This window comes from Bradyrhizobium sp. 930_D9_N1_4 (assembly GCF_052076015.1).
GTDB lineage: Bacteria > Pseudomonadota > Alphaproteobacteria > Rhizobiales > Xanthobacteraceae > Bradyrhizobium.
Genome location: NZ_CP197236.1, coordinates 1,134,611 through 1,154,081, shown reverse-complemented (window position 1 = coordinate 1,154,081; position 19,471 = coordinate 1,134,611). Strand labels below are relative to the sequence as shown.

The following is a 19,471-nucleotide window of genomic DNA, read 5'->3' as shown; positions in this document are numbered from 1 at the left end:
CCGAGCGGCTAAAGAGATTGTCACAGCCGGCGGCGGCGCATGTCCCGACCGCCGCATGTTGCTCTTATGGCCGCCAATGGAAGCGGCCTGCGTAGCTCAGCCAATAGCGCGACCGATTCTTCACAGCAAAGGCCACCATCGAGTCCGCGCATCGGCCTGCTTTCAGGCGCGGCCCAAGGGAGCACGGAGCGAATGCATCAGGCCGCAAGCCTGCAATTCGAGCGCGTGATGGACGAGCTCGTCCTCTGGCACGCCGTGCCCGAGGACGAACGCTCGCCGGCACCGGCCTGGTGGTGGGGACCGGCGATGGCGGTGTTCGACGCGAACGAACCGATGCGACACGCGTGGTGTTGTGAGCTGGGCCTCGGCGACGGCTCGAGCTTTGCCGAAGGTGCGCATGCCGTCCTCGAGCTGTTCGCCGAGCAAACCTCGCAGACCTGGCCGGATGATTTTCCGCGCAAGGCGGAAATCAAGGAAGACGACGCCGACGAGCTGCAACCGCAGCCGTCAGACGACAGCGCTTTTCAGCCGTAACGCCGCAGCGTCAGTGGCGGCGTGATCCGGCTCCGGCTGGAGCGGCGGCGAGACCGGCAGCACCATCGGCCGCAGCAGCTCGGCCATCTCGCGCGCCGGCAACGGCTTGGCGATCAGGAAGCCCTGCATCTCGTCGCAGCCATGGGTGCGCAGGAACGCCTCCTGCTCGGCGTTCTCGACGCCTTCGGCGACCACGGTCATGCCGAGCGCCTTGCCCATGCTGATGATCGCCTGAGCGATCGCCTGGTCTTCCGAATCCTGCGGCAGGTCGCGCACGAAGGAGCGGTCGATCTTGATGGTGTCGATCGGGAAATGCTTCATCAGCGACATCGACGAATAACCGGTGCCGAAATCGTCGATGGCGAGGCGAATGCCGCGGCTCTGGATGGCGTCGAGCACCTTCAGCGCGCGGCCGACATTGCGCATCATCATGCTTTCGGTGACTTCGAGCTGGAGCAGCACCGGCGACATGCCGGAGGCCGCCAGCGCCTCGTCGACGTCCTGCAACAGATGCTCGTCGACGAATTGCCGCGGCGACAGGTTGACCGCCATCGACACCGGCAACAGGCCGCGGCGCTGCCAGGCCATGGCCTGCGCACAGGCCTCCTTCACCACCCAGCGGCCGATCGGAACGATCAGCCCGGTTTCTTCCGCGAGCGGAATGAACTGCGCCGGCGAGATGCTGCCGAGATCGGGGTGCGTCCAGCGCAACAGCGCTTCCACGCCGGTGATCTGGCCGGTCTCCATGTCCACCTTGGGCTGGTAGTTCAGCGAGAACTGCTCGCGCTCAAGCGCCCGGCGCAGCGCGCTCTCCAGCGACAGCCGCTCGATCGACTGCGTCGTCACTTCCTTGGAGAAGAAGCGATAGCCGTTCTTGCCGTCTTCCTTGGCGAGATACATCGCCATGTCGGCGTTCTTGGTCAGCGTCTGCGCGTCGGAGCCATTGGCCGGATACATCGCGATGCCGATCGAGGCGGTGGTGTGGCATTCGTGGCCGGCCAGCTCCATCGGCTCGGCGAGCGCCGAGAGCAGCCCGGTCGCGATGCGCTGGACCTCGTCGATCTCGCCGCACTGGTCCAGGATCACCACGAACTCGTCGCCGCCGAGGCGGGCGACCACGTCGCTTGCCCGCAGCGCGCTGCGCAACCGGTTCGCCACTTCCAGCAGGAGCAGATCGCCGGCCTCATGACCGAGCGAATCGTTGATGACCTTGAAGCGGTCGAGATCGATGAACAGCACGGCGAAGCGGTGATCGCGGCGATGAGCGTCGTCGATCGCCTGATGGAGCAGCGCGTTGAAAGTCTCGCGGTTGGGCAGATCGGTCAGGCTGTCATGCGATGCGAGATACTCGATCCGCGCATCCGCCTCGTTCTTCTCGTCGGCGCGGTCGAAATTCTCCATGGCAAAGGAGACGTTGTCGGCGAGACGCTGCAACAGCTCGACGAATTCGGTGGTGAAGGTCTCCTGCTCGATCGACATGTAGATCATGACGCCGACGGGCGTATCGTGCGCGATCAGCGGGAACGCCGCGCCGGAGCGCGCACCGTCGCCTTGCAACACGGCATGGAAGGCGGTGACCCGGCTGTCGTTGACGTAATCGTTGCTGATACAGGGTTGCCGGGTACGGAACGCTGTGCCGCTCATGCCGCGGCCCTCAGGCCGGTCGGCGTCGACGGAGAGGCGAACGTTTCGCGTGGTTTCGGCTGACGGCCCTGCGGACGCGACGATCGCGAGCTGATCGCTGTCGGCCTTGGCCAACGCAATCGTCGTCGAGGTGAACTTGCCGCCGGTGGACGCGGCCTGGCACACCAGCTCGAACAGCTCGGCACGCGACTTGGCGCGCACGATGGCTTCATTGGTGGCGCTGAGCGCCGCGAACATGCGGGTCAGGCGCTCCTTCTGCGCCTCGGTCCGCGCTCGCTCCTCGGCCCGATCGAAATTGTCGAGCGCAAAGGAAACGTTCTCGGCGAGACGCCCCAGCAGCTGGATGAGGTCGGGCGTGAAGGTGCCTTCGTCGGGCGAGAGAAACAGCAGGACGCCGACGGCGTCGGTACCGTTCTTCAGCAGGGGAAAGCAGCCGCCCGATTTCGTGCCTTGCTCGCGCGCGACCCGGCGCCAGTGCGTCGCACGAATGTCGCTGAGCAGTTCGTTCGCGACGCAAGGCGCCCTGGTGCGAAACGCAGTGCCGGCGAGGCCCCGCCCTTCAACTTCATCTGCGGACGTCGCAAATCGCCAGTTCTCGACGTCGCTGCGGCATTCGCCCTTGGTGGCGGCGATGTCGAGATGACGCCCGGTCGGATCGACCATCGCGATGGTGGCGGACGTGAACGTGCCGCCGAGCACGGCTGCCTCGCACACGGCTTCGAACAATTCGGCGCGGGTCTTCACGCGCATGATCGCTTCGTTGGTCGCGCTCAGCGCCTCCAGCATGCCCTGAAGACGGTTGCGCTGCATCTCCGCCCTCGCCTTCTCGTCGGCACGCTCGAAACTCTCGAGCGCAAAAGCGACGTTGGCCTGGAGCCGTTGCAGCAGCTCGACGAATTCCGGCGTGAACGTATCCCGTTCCGGGGAATTGAACAGGAACACCCCTTCGACATGATCGCCGTTGAACAGCGGCAGCGCTGCGGACGAAGCGATCCCGTTGCGAAGGGCGCTGGCCTGCCAGGGCTTGATACGATCGTCCGCCAGCACGTCATTGCTGACGGCCGGCCGGCGCGTGCGGAACGCCGTCCCTGTCAGACCGCGGCCCTCGGGAACCTGATCCGACGTCGAGAACTTGAAAGTGCGGACGGTGTCCGCGTTCGGTCCGTAGCAGGCGACGACGCGAAGCAACTCGGCGTCGTGGTCAACGAGCGCGATGTTGGCGGAGGTGAATTTGGCGCCCTTCGCCGTCGCCTCGCAAACGAGGTCGAACAGCTCGGCCCGCGAACGCGCACGCAGGATCGCCTCGTTGGTCGCGCTCAGCGCCGCGTACATGCGCGCCAGGCGATCTTCTTCCTCGGCGATCCGGGCCTTCTCCGCCTCGCGGTCGAAATTGTCGATGGCGAAGCAGACGTTCTCCGCGATGCGCAGCATGAGGGCCACGATCTCGTCGTCCTTCGCCCAGGACTGACTGAGGAAGGACAGGATCACGCCGATGCTCTGGCCGTGCCGGATCAGGGGAGCCGCGATACAGGCGGCAACGCCCGTGTTGATATTGGCCTGCTCCCACGGCGTTCCCTGGGTGCGACGCGCGAGATCGCGTTCGACATAAGGCTTCTGGGTCCGGAACACTTCGCCGGAAATGCCGCTGCCGTAGGGGTTCTCGGGGTCGACGGAATAGTGAGTCCGGGCCACGATCTCCAGATTCTCGCCGGTGCCGGCAACGGGCTTCAGCCAATGCGAGTCCGGCTCCTTCAGCAGAACGAAGGTCGCCAGCGACTTTCCGCCGTGCACGGAGGCGTCGCACACGAGCTGATACAATTCCTGCTCGGTCTTCGCGCGCAAAATGGCTTCGTTGGTCGCGCTGAGCGCGCCGAACATGCGGTTGAGCCGCCGCGTCGCCCGATCGCTGGTCTGCCGCGCGGTCTCGCGCGCGAAATTGTCCAGAGCGTAAGAGATGTTGTCGGACATGCGCTCGAACAGCGACACCATCTGCTCGCTCAGCGAGCCGGCCTCGCTGCGGGTCACGAACAGCACGCCGACGCTCCTGCCGTTGCAGAGCAGCGGCATCGCCGCCGCCGCACCGATATGCGCCCTCGCCGCGCCCTCGCGCCACGCCAGCGAGCGGGCGTCGTTCAAGTAGTCATTGCTGATGCAGAGCTTCTGGCTGCGAAACGCCTCGCCGCCGACACCCGTTCCTTCGGGTGTGCCTGATTCCGTCGTGATCTCGATCGCACGCAGCCGAGCCACGTCATCACCGCAACCGGCGGCAAAGCGCAGCCGACAGCTGTCCGGCTCCACGAGGAACACGGCGACGGCCATGAAGTCCCCACTCGCGAAGCCGGCGTCGCAGACCTTCTGGTACAGCTCGTCCGGCGATTTCGCGTAGAGGATCGCTTCGTTGATGGCGCTCAACGCTGCAAAGGTGCGCGCGAGGGTCGTCTGCACGATCTTAACTCCCCGGCATTTCTGCCAAATTCTCCCGGGTGCTTTATGAACGGCCATCGCCTAAGTGGTCGTTATTGCGCGCTGCAAACCCTCGATCAAAGTGAACGAGCAGCGAATAACCGGCGCCAAACTGTCGGGAATACCGCCGCGCGGGAGGAATCTTCGACCAAAGGCCCGTTCGCTTTACGAATTTGCAGCCCTGTGTTGGTTTGCGGGAGATTGATATCGCTCCCGCGCTTTGAGACGATGGCTCCCAACAATCGCCGACCAAGGGCGAGGATCGAGGGAGCGCCATGCCCATCGTCAAGGCCGACCGCCTCACGCGCATCAGCGCCGCGCTGCTCCGTGCGGCCGGAGCGTCCGAGGAGGAAGCCGACGCCGTCGCAATCGGCTGCGTCAACGCCAATCTCGCCGGCCATGATTCCCACGGCGTCATCGCGGTTCCCACCTATATCGATCGCGTCAAGGCCGGCCACATCGTTCCCGGCGCCAAATGGTCCATCGTCCAGGAATCACCGACCACGACCGTGATCGACGGCCAGTGGGGCTTCGGCTTTCACGTCAACGCCAAGGCGATGGCGCTGACGATCGAGAAGGCGAAGACGGCGAACGTCGCCGCGTGCACCGTGTTCCGGCAAAGCCATGTCGGCCGCCTCGCCGCCTATCCGCTGATGGCGATGCGCGAAGGCATGATCGGGATTGCGACGGCGGACTCCGGCCGCTCGCCGAAGCACGTGGCGCCATTCGGCGGCAAGGAAGCGCGGCTCGGCACCAACCCGATCTCGATCGCGGTGCCGTCCGATCTCGACGCGCCGTTCTACCTGGACATGGCGACTTCGGCAGTGGCGGCCGGCAAGATCCAGCTCGCGGTCGCCCGCGGCGAGGAGATCCCGACCGGTTGGATCATCGACGCCGAGGGACGGCACACCACCGATCCCACGCAATATCGCAAGGGCGGCGCGCTGCTGCCGCTCGGCGGCACCGAGGGCTACAAGGGCAGCGGTCTCGCCGCCATGGTGGAGGTGCTCTGCGGCCTGCTCACCGGTTTGGGATTCGGCGTCGAACCGACAGGACGGCATAATGACGGTTGCTTCATGGCGGTGTTCAACGTTGCCGCGTTCCGCCCGCTGATGGAGTTCAAGCGTGAAGTCGCGGAGTTTGCGCAGTACCTGAAATCAACACCGCCCTCCGAAGGCAGCAAGGGCGTCTACTATCCCGGCGAGATCGAGGGGGTGCGCGAGCAGCAGCGCCTGCGCGACGGCATCGAGATCGAGGATGCGACCTGGGAGAAGCTGCGCGCGCTGGCGCGCGAGTACCGGCTCGACACCGTGCTCGGTCTGGCCTGACGGAATTTTGGAGACAGCAGCATGAATCGGCAGATGGTCCTTGTCGGCTTCCTTCAGGCGCAGAACTGCACGAACCTGCCGAGCTCCTGGCGACACCCGGACTCGCGCGATGATTCGATGTCGGCGGACTACTACCAGGAGATCGCCAGGATCCTCGAAGCCGGCAAATTCCATATGGCCTTCTTCGACGATCGCCTGGCGATGCCCGACCGCTACGGCAACGACCATGCCCACACCGTCGAATACGGCATCCGCTGCGTGAAGATGGACCCGCTGATCGTGCTGACCACGATGGGCCTCGTCACCGACAAGCTCGGCTTGGGGGCGACCTGCTCGACCACCTATTACGAACCCTTCGACGTCGCGCGCCGTTTTGCGACCCTCGACCTGATGTCCGGCGGGCGCGCGGGATGGAACGTCGTGACCTCGCTCAATGACGGCGAGGCGCTCAACATGGGGCGGGATTCCCATCCCGAACACGACTCCCGCTACGACAAGGCCGACGAGTTCATGGAGGTCGTGCTCGGCCATTGGGACACCTGGGAAGACGGCGCGCTCATCATGGACAAGAAGAGCGGCCGCTTTGCAGACCCTTCCAAGGTGAAGCGGCTCGATCACAAGGGCGCGGCGTTCAAGTCCCGCGGTCCCTTCACCGTGCCGCGCTCCGACCAGGGCCACCCCGTCATCATCCAGGCCGGCGCGTCCGGCCGCGGCCAGCGCTTTGCCGGTCATTGGGGCGAGGTGATCTTCACCGCCGCGCGTAATCTTCAGGGCGCCAAGGAGGGCTATGCCGCCGTGCGCAACGAGGCGGCCAAGGCCGGCCGCGATCCCGATCAGATGCGCCTCTGCAATCTGACGACGCCGGTCTGCGCCGCGACCAAGGCCGAGGCCGAAGACAGGATGGCGCTGATCAACGAGCTGCCGCTCGAGATCGACGCCCTGTCGCTGCTCGCCGAAGCGCTCAACTACGATTTTGCCTCCAAGGATCTGGACGAGCCGCTGACGACGGACGATCTGAAGAGCATGCAAGGCATTCTGGGCATCCGCGACGGCGTGCTGAAGAACTCCGGAAAGAGCAATCCGAGCGCGCGCGACTTCGTCACCTTCTCCGGCCGCGGCCAGGTTCATGACGCCATGGTCGGCGGCCCCAGGGAGATCGCGGACAAGCTCGAGGAAATGTTCGTCGAGCGCGGCTGCGATGGCTTTGTCATCGCCGCGACCTATGTGCCCGGCTCCTACGCGGACTTCGTGCAACATGTCGTACCGGAGTTGCAGCGGCGCGGCTTGTTTCAGAAGGAGTACCGCGGCAAGACGCTGCGAGAAAATCTTGGGCTCAAGCGGCCTACCGCCGGTGCCTGGAAGGTGCAGCCGCGCGACGCCGCTGAATAACGACGAGGACACGCTATGCGCTGGCTGAAATTTACGGCTTCGGACAAGACGTCCTGGGGAATCGTCGAGGGCGACCAGGTCGTCGCGGTCAACGGCGATCCCTTCGGCGAATGGCAGCGCACCGCGCGCACGCATCCGCTGGGTGAGGTCAAGATCGAGCTGCCGTTGATTCCGCGCACGTTCTATTGCGTTGGCTTGAATTACCTCAAGCATCTGAAAGAGGCCGCCGACAAGCGCGGCGAGGTGCCGGCCGTCCCTGACCGCCCCGAAATCGGATACCGTGCGCAAAACGCATTGATCGCGCATGACGAGGAGGTCGTGATCCCGTCCTTTGCGACGGACAAGATTCACTACGAGGGCGAGCTCGTCGTCGTCATCGGCAAGAAGGTGAAGCACCTCACCAAACAAAACGCGATGGACTGCGTGTTCGGCTACACCATCGGCAACGACGTCAGCGAACGCAGCTGGCAGAAGGCCGACCGCAGCCTGTGGCGCTCGAAGAACGCCGACACGTTCAAGCCGATGGGCCCGTGGATCGAGACCGAGGCCGATCTTGCGAAGATGCAGACGGTCGTCCGGGTCAACGGCAAGGAGACCAACCGCTTCGCGACCGCCGACATGATCTTCGGCGTGGTGCCGTTCCTGGTCGAGCTGACGAAATACTTCACGCTATGGCCCGGCGACGTGATCTGGATGGGCACGGATGGTGCGTCGCCCGATATCAAGCACGGCGATGTCGTGGAGATCGACATCACCGGTGTGGGCACGTTGCGGAACAGGTTTGTGCGGGAGCAGCGGTGATGAAGGTGCCGTAGCAACCATTAGATCGCCCGATCGCCGTTGAGACTGACGCCGTGCTCGCAGCCGTCAAGGCGTGGCCTGTCGTGAGCGGAGGATGGGGTGACATTTGAGCGACGGCCATCCCTGACGGCCGCTGTGCGCGGCGTCCTTGGGATGGCAGGTCGGGACGAAGAAACGGCGCCCCGATCGAACAAAGAAACGCGTCAGGCCGCAGGAGCCGCGGGCAGCGCATCAGCTTGCCAAGGAGTGCCTCGGGCCACCACGGCGTTGATGAACACGAGCAACTTCCTGGCGCAGGCGATCAGCGCACGCTTGTGGCCTTTGCCGGCGGCGATCAATCGTTGGTAAAGGTCCATGAGCTGCGGATTCCAGCGGAAAGACGCCGCCAGCGCCGCAGCATAGAGCGCGTGGCGCAAGCGTTTGCGTCCACCATCGATGTGACGAGCGCCGATGTGTGCGCCGCTGTCGTCGTCATAAGGCGCAAGGCCCGCAAGGGCGGCGGCTTGCTCGCGAGTGAGCTGGCCGATCTCGGGCATCCGTACCAGGACGGCGACCGCAGTCGGCAGCCCGCTGCCGCCGACGCTGTAGATCAGATCGAGCCGGGCCGCGAGATCGCAATGCTCGCGGATCGCTGCCACCAGAGCCTTGAACTCGACGCGTTGGCGTTTGGCCAGGCTGGCGATCTCTTCCTTCCAGAGCCTTTGGATCCGTGCATCACGGCAACTCTCGAGCCGGTTCTTGAGACGCGCGATATCCTCTCCGATCTGATCGATCAGCGTCAGATGCTCGGCAAATGGCGATAATCTCGGATCGGGTGCAGGATGGATCTTTTCGGCCGCAGCGGTGCAAGCGGCGATCAGGGCGGCATCGATGCGGTCGTTCTTGGCGCGCTGCCCGCGGTATTTGGCATAGGCACGCACCTGCGCCGGCTGGAACACCACGACGACAAACCGCTTGCGCCGCAGCTCGGCGACGATCGGCTGCTCATAGCCGCCGCTCGCCTCAATCCCAACCCGCTTGACCTTGTGTTGTCTAAGCCATTCCGACAGCGTCTTATGACCTTCCGTCGTGTTCTCCACCTGCAGCTGCTCCGAGCCGCCGTCGAGAGCCACGTCGAGCTTCCGTTTGCCGGTATCGATCCCGGCACAGATTGTGGTACGCTTGGCCATCTTCCTCGACCCTCCCTTGTGATGCGAACCTAAAGTTCGTTCAACCATGCGGGTCCCGATGAAGTGCCGACCGCGATCCTGCTACGACGACAGCCCTCAAGGCTTCGATGGGTATCGATCCGATCGATCGGCGGCCCAGCTCGGGTGGCCGCCCGAGCTGGGCCATTCCTCACGGAACGGGGCCAGTCTAACCCAGCGCGCTAATACAAGGATGGGTAGAGCGTAGCGAAACCCATCATCTGCATTCGCCTCGGAAGGAGCTTGATGGGTTTCGCTATCGCTCTACCCATCCTACGAAACACACTGCATGCCGCTCAAAACGGCAGTGCCACGCCCGTCTTGATCTCCTTCAGCACCACGTTGCTTCTCACGTACCGGATGCCGGGAATGCGGAACATGAACTCGTCGAGGAAGCGATTGTAGGCCGCCATGTCCTGCACGACGACGCGCAGATGGTAATCGGCATCGCCCGTCGTCGCAAAACACTCCAGCACCTCGCGCCGCGTGGTCACCCGTGCGACGAACTCGTCAACGAACTTTGCATCGTGCCGCTCCAGCGAGACGTGGAGGATGGCGGACATGGCGAAGCCCGCCTGCTCGCGCGCGACCAGCGCCGCATAGCCCCGGATGGCGCCGCTCTCCTCCAGCGCGCGCACCCGGCGCCAGCAGGCCGAGGTGGACATGTTGACCTCCTCGGCAAGCTGCTGATTGGTGGCGCGGCCGTCTTTCTGAAGGTGCGCGAGAATCCGCGCGTCCTGATCCTCAATCATGAAACACACCAAATTGGATTAGTTTACCGATTTTGAGCTTATCCTGGATAATTCGTCCAGAATAGGCGTCAGTCCAGGAAAGATAGGTAAGACCTACCAACCGGCAGGGCCTACCCTTGCTCCATTCGGCAGGGATGCCGCGCGAGGTCCGCCATGGACGCCATTCCGTCACTCGACAGCTACGAGCTCTCCGACCGCTACGACCGGAAAGAAGGCCGCGTCTTCCTCACGGGCACGCAGGCCATCGTCCGCATCGTGCTCGATCAGGTCAGGCGCGACCGTGCCGCGGGGCTCAACACCGCGGGCTTCATCTCGGGCTATCGAGGCTCGCCGCTCGGCGGCATCGATCTCGAGCTCTGGCGCATCCAGCAACGCTTGAAGCAGGACCGCATCGAATTCCTCCCCGCCGTGAACGAGGACCTCGCGGCGACCGCGGTGCTCGGCTCGCAGCAGGTCGAGACGCAAGGAGATCGCGAGGTCGATGGCGTGTTCGGGCTCTGGTACGGCAAGGGCCCCGGTGTCGATCGCTCCGGCGATGCGCTCAAGCACGGCAACGCCTATGGCTCCTCGCCGCATGGCGGCGTGCTGGTGATCGCCGGCGACGACCATGGCTGCGTCTCCTCCTCGATGCCGCACCAGTCCGACGTCGCTTTCATGAGCTGGTTCATGCCGACGCTGCATCCGGCCAGCGTCAGCGAATATCTCGAATTCGGCGAATATGGCTACGCGCTGAGCCGGTTCTCCGGCATGTGGGTCGGCTTCAAGGCGGTCTCGGAGATCGTGGAATCAGGCGCCTCCGTCGCGCTGCGTGCGCCGCGGATCTTCCACACGCCCGACTTCACGCCGCCGCCTGATGGACTGCACTATCGCTGGCCTGATTTGCCGGGTCCGCAGATCGAGGAACGGCTGGAAGCGAAGAAGCACGCGGTCTATGCCTTCGCCAAGGCCAATCCGATCGACCGCCACATCTACGACATCCCCAATGCGACTTACGGCATCGTCACCACGGGCAAGGCGCATCTCGACCTGATGGAGGCGCTGCGGCTGATGGGCCTCGACGAAGCCGCCTGCCGCAGCATCGGCATCGATGTCTACAAGGTCGGCATGGTCTGGCCGCTGGCGCTGCACGACGCTATGGACTTCGTGAAGGGCAAGCGCGAGATTCTCGTGGTCGAAGAGAAGCGCGGCATCATCGAAAGCCAGTTCAAGGAGTATTTCTACGACTATCCCGGCAGCAAGCCCGAACGCATGGTCGGCAAGCATGACGAGACGGGTGCACGACTGATCTCCTGGATCGGCGAATTGTCGCCGCGCGCGCTGGCGTCCGTGCTGGCACGGCGGCTCGACCCGATGTTTCCGGGCCTCAATCTCGTCGCCCGTGCGGCCACGCTGCTGCCGGAGGCCGAGCGCACGATCAACGTGAGCGGTGCGACGCGTACGCCCTATTTCTGCTCGGGATGTCCGCACAACACATCGACGAAAGTGCCGGAGGGCTCAAAAGCACTGGCCGGTATCGGCTGCCATTTCATGGCGAGCTGGATGGACCGCGAGACCTCCTCGCTGATCCAGATGGGTGGCGAAGGCGTGAACTGGGCGGCTTCGTCGCGATTCACCGGCCACAAGCACATCTTCCAGAATCTCGGCGAAGGCACCTACTACCATTCGGGTTCGATGGCGATCCGGCAGGCGATCGCCGCCGAAGCCAACATCACCTACAAGGTCCTGTTCAACGACGCCGTCGCCATGACCGGCGGGCAACCGGTCGATGGCCCCGTCAGCGTGCATGCCATCGCCCACAGCGTCCGCGCCGAAGGCGTTTCGCGCATCGCGCTGGTGTCGGACGATCCCGCACAGTTTGCGCCGAAGGATTTTCCCGATGGCGTGACCATCCATCCGCGCGAGCAGATGGACGCCGTGCAGCGCGAGCTGCGCGAGGTCTCCGGCGTCTCGGTCCTGATCTACCAGCAGACCTGCGCCACCGAGAAGCGGCGACGGCGCAAGCGCGGCTCAATGGCCGATCCAAAGCGCTTTGCCTATATCAACGACCTCGTCTGCGAAGGCTGCGGTGATTGCTCGATCGAGTCCAACTGTCTCAGCGTCGAGCCGAAGGAGACGCCGTTCGGCCGCAAGCGCCAGATCAACCTCTCGTCCTGCAACAAGGATTTCTCCTGCCTCAATGGTTTTTGCCCGAGTTTTGTCACCGTCGAGGGCGCGACGCGGCGGAAGAAGAGCGCGAGCCAGATCGACGCGGTGGGTCGCGCCGCCACGCTTCCCCTGCCCGCCCCCGCAACGCTCGATCGTCCCTACGATCTGCTGGTCACCGGCGTCGGCGGCACCGGCGTGATCACGGTCGGTGCACTGATCGGCATGGCCGCGCATCTGGAACGCCGCGGCGTTTCAGTGCTGGACTTTACCGGCTTTGCGCAGAAATTCGGACCCGTGCTGAGCTTCATCCGCCTCGCCGGGTCTCCCGACGCACTGCATCAGGTCCGCATCGACCAGGGCGCCGCCGACGCACTGATCGGCTGCGACCTCGTGGTCAGCTCCTCGCCAAAGGCGTCAGGCACCTATCGCCGCGGCACCCGGGTCGCGGTCAATACCGCGGAGATGCCGACCGGCGACGTGGTTCGCTTCCGTGACGCCGATCTCGCCTCCCCCGCCCGCCTGCGCGCGATCGGCCGCGTCATCGGCCATGACAATCTCGACACCATCAACGCCAACGCGCTGGCTGAGCGCCTGCTCGGCGATGCCGTCTATGCCAACATCATCATGCTCGGCTTCGCCTGGCAGCGCGGTCTGGTGCCGATCAATCTGCAGGCGCTGCTGCGCGCGATCGAGCTCAACGGCGTCGCGGTCGAGCGCAACAAGCAGGCTTTTGCCTGGGGCCGCATCGCCGCTGCCGATCCGGAGTTCTTGCCGAAGACGGACGATGCGCCCAAGGCCGAGACGCTGGACCAGCTCATCGCCCGCCGCGCCGATTTCCTCACGGCCTATCAGAACGGCGCCTATGCGGCACGCTACCGGGCGATGATCGACAACGTTCGCAGAACCGAAGCCGCGTTGAACAGTGAGGCGCTGACCGAGGCCGTCGCGCGCGCCCTGTTCAAGCTGATGGCCTACAAGGACGAGTACGAGGTGGCGCGCCTGCACATGCAGAGCGGTTTTCTCGACGAGCTGAAGCGCGAGTTCGAGGACGGGTTCAGCGTCCAGTATCACCTCGCGCCGCCCTTCCTGCCGTCCGAACGCGACGCGCGCGGCCGGCCGCGCAAGCGCGCCTTCGGCCAGTGGATCCAGATGCCGCTCGCGATCCTGGCGCGGTTGAAGGGATTGCGCGGAACGCCGTTCGATCCGTTCGGCTACACGAATGAGCGGCGCACTGAGCGGGAGCTGATCACCTGGTACGAAGGCTTGATCGAACGGATGCTCAGTCAGCTCGACACAGCGCGTCTGCCCGACCTCATTGCCATCGCAACAGCGCCGATGGAGATCCGTGGCTATGGACCGGTGAAGGACGCCGCGATCGCCAAGGTGAAGCCCGAGGTTGAGCGGCTCCTCACGAATTTGGCGACATCGGTAACGCAAATGCAGCGCGCCACCGGTTGACGCGGCGGCAGTCAGGCTTCAGCCTCTGAACCTGAGGCGCGCCCTCTGGCGCTCCTGTAATCAGGTGACGCATCATGGATTTCGACCAGTTGACCCTGACCCAGGCTGCAGCCGACCTGCGCGCGGGCAAGGTGACGAGCACCGCACTCACGACGGAAGCCCTGAGCCGCGCCAAGGCCAATGCCGACCTCAATGCCTTCGTCACCCTGGACGAGGCCGGCGCCCTGAAGGCGGCCGCCGCATTCGACGCGACGGGCGACAAGACAAAGCCGCTCGGCGGCGTACCCATCGTGATCAAGGACAATATCGAAGTGGCCGGACTGCCCTGTAGCGCCGGCACGCCGGCGCTGAAGGACTACGTGCCGAAGGCCGACGCACCTGTCGTCGCGAAGCTGCGCGCCGCAGGCGCGGTCATCATCGGCAAGACCAGCATGCACGAACTCGCCTTCGGCATTTCCGGCTACACCACCGCGTTCAAGACCGGTGCGGAGTTCGGCGTGCGAAACGCCTATGACCGCACGCTGATCGCGGGCGGTTCTTCGTCCGGAACGGGCGCCGCGCTCGGCGCGCGGATCGTGGCGGGCGGGCTCGGCACCGACACCGGCGGATCGGTCCGGGTGCCCGCCGCGCTGAACGGATGTGCCTCGCTGCGCCCGACGATCGGGCGCTATCCGCAAGACGGCATCGCGCCGATCTCGCACACCCGCGACACCGCGGGGGCGATGGCCGCGACCATGGCGGATGTCGCGCTGCTCGACCGTGTCATCGCGGGTGGAGACGAGGTTGCGCCGGCGGATCTGAAGCAGGTTCGCATCGGCATCGTGAAGGCGATGCTGATCAATCTCGACGCCGACACCGACGCCGCGTTCCGGGCGGCAATCGCAAAGGTGAAGGCGCAAGGCGTCACAATCGTCGAGATCGAGATGCCGCAACTGGCCGAGCTCAACGGCCAGGTCAGCTTTCCCGTCGCGCTGTACGAGGCCCATGACGACATCGCCGCATATCTCGAGCACACCGGTACTGGTCTCAGCATCGAGGCCCTGGCAGAGAAGATCTCCAGCGCCGACGTGAAAGACATCTATGAAGGCATGGTGATCCCGCGCAAACTGCCCGCCCCCGATGGCACAATGGTTGACGCCAAGCCAATCTACGACGCCGCGATCGCAACCGCACGGCCGGCGCTTCAGGCGCTCTACAGCAACACATTTGCCGGCAACAAGCTCGACGCCGTCGCCTTCCCGACCACGCCGCGCGTGGCGATTCCCTCCAATCCGGACTCCAGCACGCTGGAGAATTTCGGCCTGTTCATCCAGAACACCGACCCCGGCAGCAATGCCGGCATTCCCGGGATTCAGATCCCGATCGCGCTCGGTGCGACAAGCAAGCTGCCGATCGGGCTTGAGCTGGACGGCCCGGCCGGCAGCGATCGCCGCTTGCTCGCGATCGGCATGGCGCTTGATGCCGTGTTCGGGCGATTGCCGCCGCCGCGTTGACGGAATCGTAGGGTGGATTAGCCGAAGGCGTAATCCACCTCGTCTGCTTCTGCGGAAGGGGAAGCTGGTGGGTTACGCCAAGCGGCCTGCGCTTCGCGCAGTCCGCAGGGCTAACCCACCCTACGGCACTGCCGTCGCCGCGCCCCTCACGAATACGGATTGATCAGCTTCTGCTGCTCGGCGCTGTGGTGCACGAGCATGTCGATGAAGGTCCTCACCTTCGCCGACAGATGATGCTTGTGCGGATAGACCGCGTTCATCGACATCTCGACGGGGCGATACTCCGGCAACAGGCGCACCAGCCGGCCCGCATCGAGATCATCAGCCACCAGGAAGCCGGCCGCAAGGCTGATGCCAGCGCCCTGGAGCGCGGCCGCGCGCAGGGCCTCACCGCTGTTGGTGACGAGATTGCCCGAGACGCGCACCGCGGCCGGCGTGCCCTTGCGATCGAAGAAGCGCCACTCGTCGAAGGGATAGTTGAGGTGGCGCACGCAATTGTGCTCGGCGAGCTGTTCGAGCTTCTCGACGCGCCCATGCGCCTCGATATAGCCGTGCGAGCAGCACAGCACGTGCCGCCAGGTCGCCAGGCTCCTCACGATCAGGCTGGAGTCCGGTGGCGCGATCATGCGCAACGCAAGATCGAAGCCTTCCTCGATCAAATCGACATTGGTCTCACCCATGCGCAGATCGACCTTCACCTCCGGATAGGTGGCGAGGAATTCGGCCATCACGGGCGCGACGAACGGCACCATGTGGGTGGCGGTGTGGATGCGCAGCGTGCCGCGCGGCGTCGATTGCAGCGCGCCGGCGATATCGTCGGCCTGCTCGATATCAGCGAGGATCTGGATACAGCGGTCGTAATAGGCCTTGCCGATCTCGGTGAGGTTGACCTTGCGCGTCGTGCGCTGAAGCAGCCGCACCCCGAGGCGGTCTTCCAGCGCCTGGACGTGGTTGCTCACCATGGTGGTCGACATGTTGAGCTTGCGGGCTGCTGCGGAGAAGCCGCCGTTTTCGACCACCCGGCTGAACACTTCAAGGCTGGTCAATCGGTCCATGGCCGCCTGATTATCCGCTTTCGATCGATAATCGCAAGGAATTCGCCCTGATTATTGATCAGATCATAACCTCGCTCACGGCTTCGCGAACAGGACTCCCGCGTTAGCCGCAATCGCGCGACAGAGGCGGCAATCGCTCGGGGGCAGTTGCAGGTCGGATCCGGTAGACCATCACAATCAGGGCGATGCCTCCAACTATCCATCGTAGATGGATAATCCTTCCGGCATTTCGCCAATTATCGCCCGAACTGAAAAGACCGATAGTCTCACCAAGCCGATAGGAGACTGCCATGTCCGTGATGCCCCGCACCGAGAATTTCGAGCAAGCCACTGAAGTTACTCGTGATTCCTCCAAATCGCCTTCGGGCATCCTGGGCCGGACCACAGTCCGGCGCGCGGCGCTGGTTTTCGCGCTGCTCGCGGGCACGGCAGCCGTTGGCTATTACGGCCACGATTACTGGACCATCGGCCGCTACCTCGAATCCACCGACGACGCCTACGTGAAGGCGGACTCCACCATCATCGCGCCGAAGGTCTCGGGCTACATCGCCAAGGTGCTTGTCGGCGACAACGAGAAGGTGAAGGCCGGCCAGACGCTGGCGAAGATCGACGACCGTGACTTCAAGGCCGCGCTCGGCCAGGCCCGCGCCGACGTTGCCGCCGGCGAGGCCTCGGTGCGCAACATCGACGCCCAGCTCGAGTTGCAACAGCCCATCATCGAGCAGAGCACGGCCGATGTCGCTGCGGCAGACGCCAATCTGAAATTCGCACAGGAAGAACGCGCCCGCTACGACGACCTCATGAAGTCGGGCTCCGGCACGATCCAGCGTGCACAGCAGACCGATGCGGCGCTCCGCGCCAGCAACGCGCAGCTGCAACATGCGAAGTCGGGCCTCGTGGCCGCGCAGCGCAAGATCGACGTGCTCACCACCCAGCGGGCCCAGGCCACGGCGCAACTCGACCGCGCCCGCGCGGTCGCAGACCAGGCCGCATTGAACCTGTCCTACACCGAGATCACGGCACCCGTTGACGGCACGGTCGGCGCCCGTTCATTGCGCGTCGGACAGTATGTGCAAGCGGGCACGCAATTGATGGCTGTGGTGCCGCTCGACGCCGTCTATGTCGTCGCGAATTTCAAGGAGACGCAGCTCACCCATGTGCGTCCCGGTCAGCCGGTCGAGCTGCACGTCGACAGTTTTCGCAACCAGACCCTGCACGGCCATGTCGACAGCCTGTCGCCGGCCAGCGGACTTGAGTTCGCGCTGCTGCCGCCCGACAATGCGACAGGCAATTTCACCAAGATCGTGCAGCGCGTGCCGGTGAAGATCGTGCTCGATCACAACAATCTCACCGGCCTGCTGCGGCCCGGCATGTCGGCGGTGCCGACCGTCGACACCAAGGCCACTGTGCTGGCCGAGCGCGCGACCGCAAGACGTCTCGCCGACAACGCGTCCCGCCCGAACGGCGGCTGAGGACGCGGGATTATCAAGGGCAGGATTATCAAGGGCGGGATTATCAAGTCTTGCCGGATGATCCTTCCGCGACGTCCTCGATTATCGAAATCATCCGCCCGACGCATCCTGTCTCCGTAACCGAGACGAGGCTTCCATGAGCACGCTCCAACCGACCTTCACCACCGCCGCCAGCCTCCCCGCTCCCGCTGCGCCCGCCACGCCGGCGATCTCCGCGAAAACCTGGATCGCGGTGATCGGCGCGACGCTCGGCGCCTTCATGGCGGTGCTGAACATCCAGATCGTCAACGCCTCGCTCGCCGACATCCAGGGCGCGATTGGCGCCGGCATCGACGACGGCGGCTGGATCTCGACCTCCTATTTGATCGCGGAGATCGTGGTGATCCCGCTGTCCGGCTGGCTGGCGCAGGTGTTCTCGATCCGGATCTATCTGCTCACCAACGCGATCCTGTTCCTGGTGCTCTCTGCCGCCTGCGCATTGGCGCAGAACCTGCCGCAGATGATCGTGCTGCGCGCGGTGCAGGGTTTTACCGGCGGCGTGCTGATCCCGATGGCCTTCACGCTGATCATCACGCTGCTGCCGCGCGCCAAGCAGCCGGTTGGACTTGCCCTGTTCGCCCTGTCGGCGACGTTTGCGCCGGCAATCGGCCCGACCATCGGCGGCTATCTCACCGAGAACTTCGGCTGGCAGTACATCTTCTACGTCAACCTTGTCCCCGGCGCGGTCATGGTCGGAATGCTCTGGTATGCGCTCGACGCCAAGCCGATGAAGCTGTCGCTGCTCCGTGAAGGCGACTGGGCCGGCATCATCACCATGGCGATCGGCCTGTCCGCGCTCCAGACCGTGCTGGAGGAAGGCAACAAGGACGACTGGTTCGGCTCGCCCTTCATCGTCAAGCTCTCCGTGATCGCCGCCGTCGCGCTGATCGTCTTCCTGATCATCGAGCTCACGGTGAAGAAGCCGCTGTTAAATTTGCGCCTGTTGGTACGCCGCAATTTCGGCTTCGGCATGCTCGCCAACTTCCTGCTCGGCATCGCGCTGTACGGCTCGGTGTTCATCCTCCCGCAATATCTGTCGCGCATCCAGGGCTACAATGCCGAGCAGATCGGCATGGTACTGGCCTGGACCGGACTGCCGCAGCTTCTGCTGATCCCGCTGGTGCCGCGCCTGATGCAGAAGTTCGATGCGCGAGTCATCATCGGGGTCGGCTTCGTGCTGTTCGCGGCATCCAATTTCATGAATATCTATATGACCAGCGACTACGCCGCCGACCAGCTGCTGTGGCCCAATGTCGTCCGCGCCATCGGCCAGGCGCTGGTGATGGCGCCGCTCTCGGCGGTCGCCACGGCAGGCATCGAGGCGGAGAACGCGGGCTCGGCCTCCGGCCTGTTCAACATGATGCGCAATCTCGGCGGCGCCGTCGGCATCGCACTGCTGCAGACGCTCCTGACCAAGCGCGAACAGTATCACTCCAACGTGCTGATGCAGTCGGTGTCTGTGTTCGAGCAGGCGACGCGGACGCGGCTGGAGCAGCTCACCCAATATTTCGTCAATCACGGCGTGCTCGACCGCGCGGACGCCGCGCATCGCGCCTATGTCGCGATCGGCCATATCGTGCAGAAGCAGGCCTATATCCTCGCCTTCAGCGACACGTTCTATCTGCTCGGCATGACGCTGATCGTGGCGCTCGCTGCCGTCTTCTTCCTGAAAAAGCCCGGCCAGACCTCGGCAGGTGGTGCCCACTAACCC

Annotated in this window: 12 protein-coding genes; 8 read left to right on the top strand and 4 right to left on the bottom strand. The window is 64.5% G+C overall.

All coding sequences use genetic code 11. The annotated features are described in order from the left end of the window. Positions 1 to 192: 192 nt before the first annotated feature. The gene (locus AB7532_RS05325) at positions 193 to 534 is read left to right on the top strand and encodes a hypothetical protein (protein ID WP_441233775.1); all 342 of its coding nucleotides are present in this window, start codon (positions 193 to 195) and stop codon (positions 532 to 534) included. Here AB7532_RS05325 and AB7532_RS05320 read toward each other — a convergent pair. Further along, entirely contained in the window at positions 508 to 4,623 is a 4,116-nt protein-coding gene (locus tag AB7532_RS05320) for a sensor domain-containing phosphodiesterase (RefSeq protein WP_441233774.1), read from the bottom strand. The two genes, AB7532_RS05325 and AB7532_RS05320, sit on opposite strands and share 27 nt — an antisense overlap. A gap of 293 nt (positions 4,624 to 4,916) precedes the next feature. Between AB7532_RS05320 and AB7532_RS05315 the strand changes: the two genes are divergently transcribed. From AB7532_RS05315 to AB7532_RS05305, 3 genes are read left to right on the top strand one after another with little or no spacing between them, the layout of a single operon-like run. After that, the gene (locus AB7532_RS05315) at positions 4,917 to 5,969 is read left to right on the top strand and encodes an Ldh family oxidoreductase (RefSeq protein ID WP_441233773.1); all 1,053 of its coding nucleotides are present in this window, start codon (positions 4,917 to 4,919) and stop codon (positions 5,967 to 5,969) included. Between the two features lie 21 nt (positions 5,970 to 5,990). Then, positions 5,991 to 7,358 (top strand): LLM class flavin-dependent oxidoreductase, encoded by a 1,368-nt coding sequence (locus tag AB7532_RS05310; RefSeq protein WP_441233772.1) that lies wholly within the window; start codon positions 5,991 to 5,993, stop codon positions 7,356 to 7,358. A gap of 15 nt (positions 7,359 to 7,373) precedes the next feature. Further along, positions 7,374 to 8,159: a fumarylacetoacetate hydrolase family protein gene (locus tag AB7532_RS05305; RefSeq protein WP_441233771.1), complete on the top strand. Its 786-nt coding sequence runs from the start codon at positions 7,374 to 7,376 to the stop codon at positions 8,157 to 8,159. A 203-nt stretch (positions 8,160 to 8,362) separates the two neighbouring features. On the opposite strand, the gene AB7532_RS05300 is transcribed toward AB7532_RS05305, so the two are convergent. Further along, positions 8,363 to 9,328, bottom strand: a complete 966-nt coding sequence (locus AB7532_RS05300; protein WP_441233770.1) for an IS110 family transposase — start codon at positions 9,326 to 9,328, stop codon at positions 8,363 to 8,365. Positions 9,329 to 9,642: 314 nt separating this feature from the next. Beyond that, complete coding sequence (locus AB7532_RS05295) at positions 9,643 to 10,098, bottom strand: Lrp/AsnC family transcriptional regulator (RefSeq protein ID WP_441233769.1); 456 nt, start codon at positions 10,096 to 10,098, stop codon at positions 9,643 to 9,645. Positions 10,099 to 10,251: 153 nt separating this feature from the next. Here AB7532_RS05295 and AB7532_RS05290 point away from each other — a divergent pair, with 153 nt between their 5' ends. Beyond that, positions 10,252 to 13,701 carry an indolepyruvate ferredoxin oxidoreductase family protein gene (locus tag AB7532_RS05290; protein WP_441233768.1) on the top strand — a complete coding sequence of 1,150 codons (3,450 nt, stop codon included), beginning with the start codon at positions 10,252 to 10,254 and terminating at the stop codon, positions 13,699 to 13,701. A gap of 74 nt (positions 13,702 to 13,775) precedes the next feature. Next, the gene (iaaH, locus tag AB7532_RS05285; protein WP_441233767.1) at positions 13,776 to 15,194 is read left to right on the top strand and encodes an indoleacetamide hydrolase; all 1,419 of its coding nucleotides are present in this window, start codon (positions 13,776 to 13,778) and stop codon (positions 15,192 to 15,194) included. A 146-nt stretch (positions 15,195 to 15,340) separates the two neighbouring features. On the opposite strand, the gene AB7532_RS05280 is transcribed toward iaaH, so the two are convergent. Continuing rightward, the gene (locus tag AB7532_RS05280) at positions 15,341 to 16,249 is read right to left on the bottom strand and encodes a LysR family transcriptional regulator (RefSeq protein WP_441233766.1); all 909 of its coding nucleotides are present in this window, start codon (positions 16,247 to 16,249) and stop codon (positions 15,341 to 15,343) included. 290 nt (positions 16,250 to 16,539) lie between these two features. Here AB7532_RS05280 and AB7532_RS05275 point away from each other — a divergent pair, with 290 nt between their 5' ends. Both AB7532_RS05275 and AB7532_RS05270 read left to right on the top strand, forming a co-directional pair. Further along, complete coding sequence (locus AB7532_RS05275) at positions 16,540 to 17,721, top strand: HlyD family secretion protein (RefSeq protein ID WP_441233765.1); 1,182 nt, start codon at positions 16,540 to 16,542, stop codon at positions 17,719 to 17,721. Between the two features lie 136 nt (positions 17,722 to 17,857). Further along, positions 17,858 to 19,468 (top strand): MDR family MFS transporter, encoded by a 1,611-nt coding sequence (locus AB7532_RS05270; protein ID WP_441233764.1) that lies wholly within the window; start codon positions 17,858 to 17,860, stop codon positions 19,466 to 19,468. Positions 19,469 to 19,471: the final 3 nt, after the last annotated feature.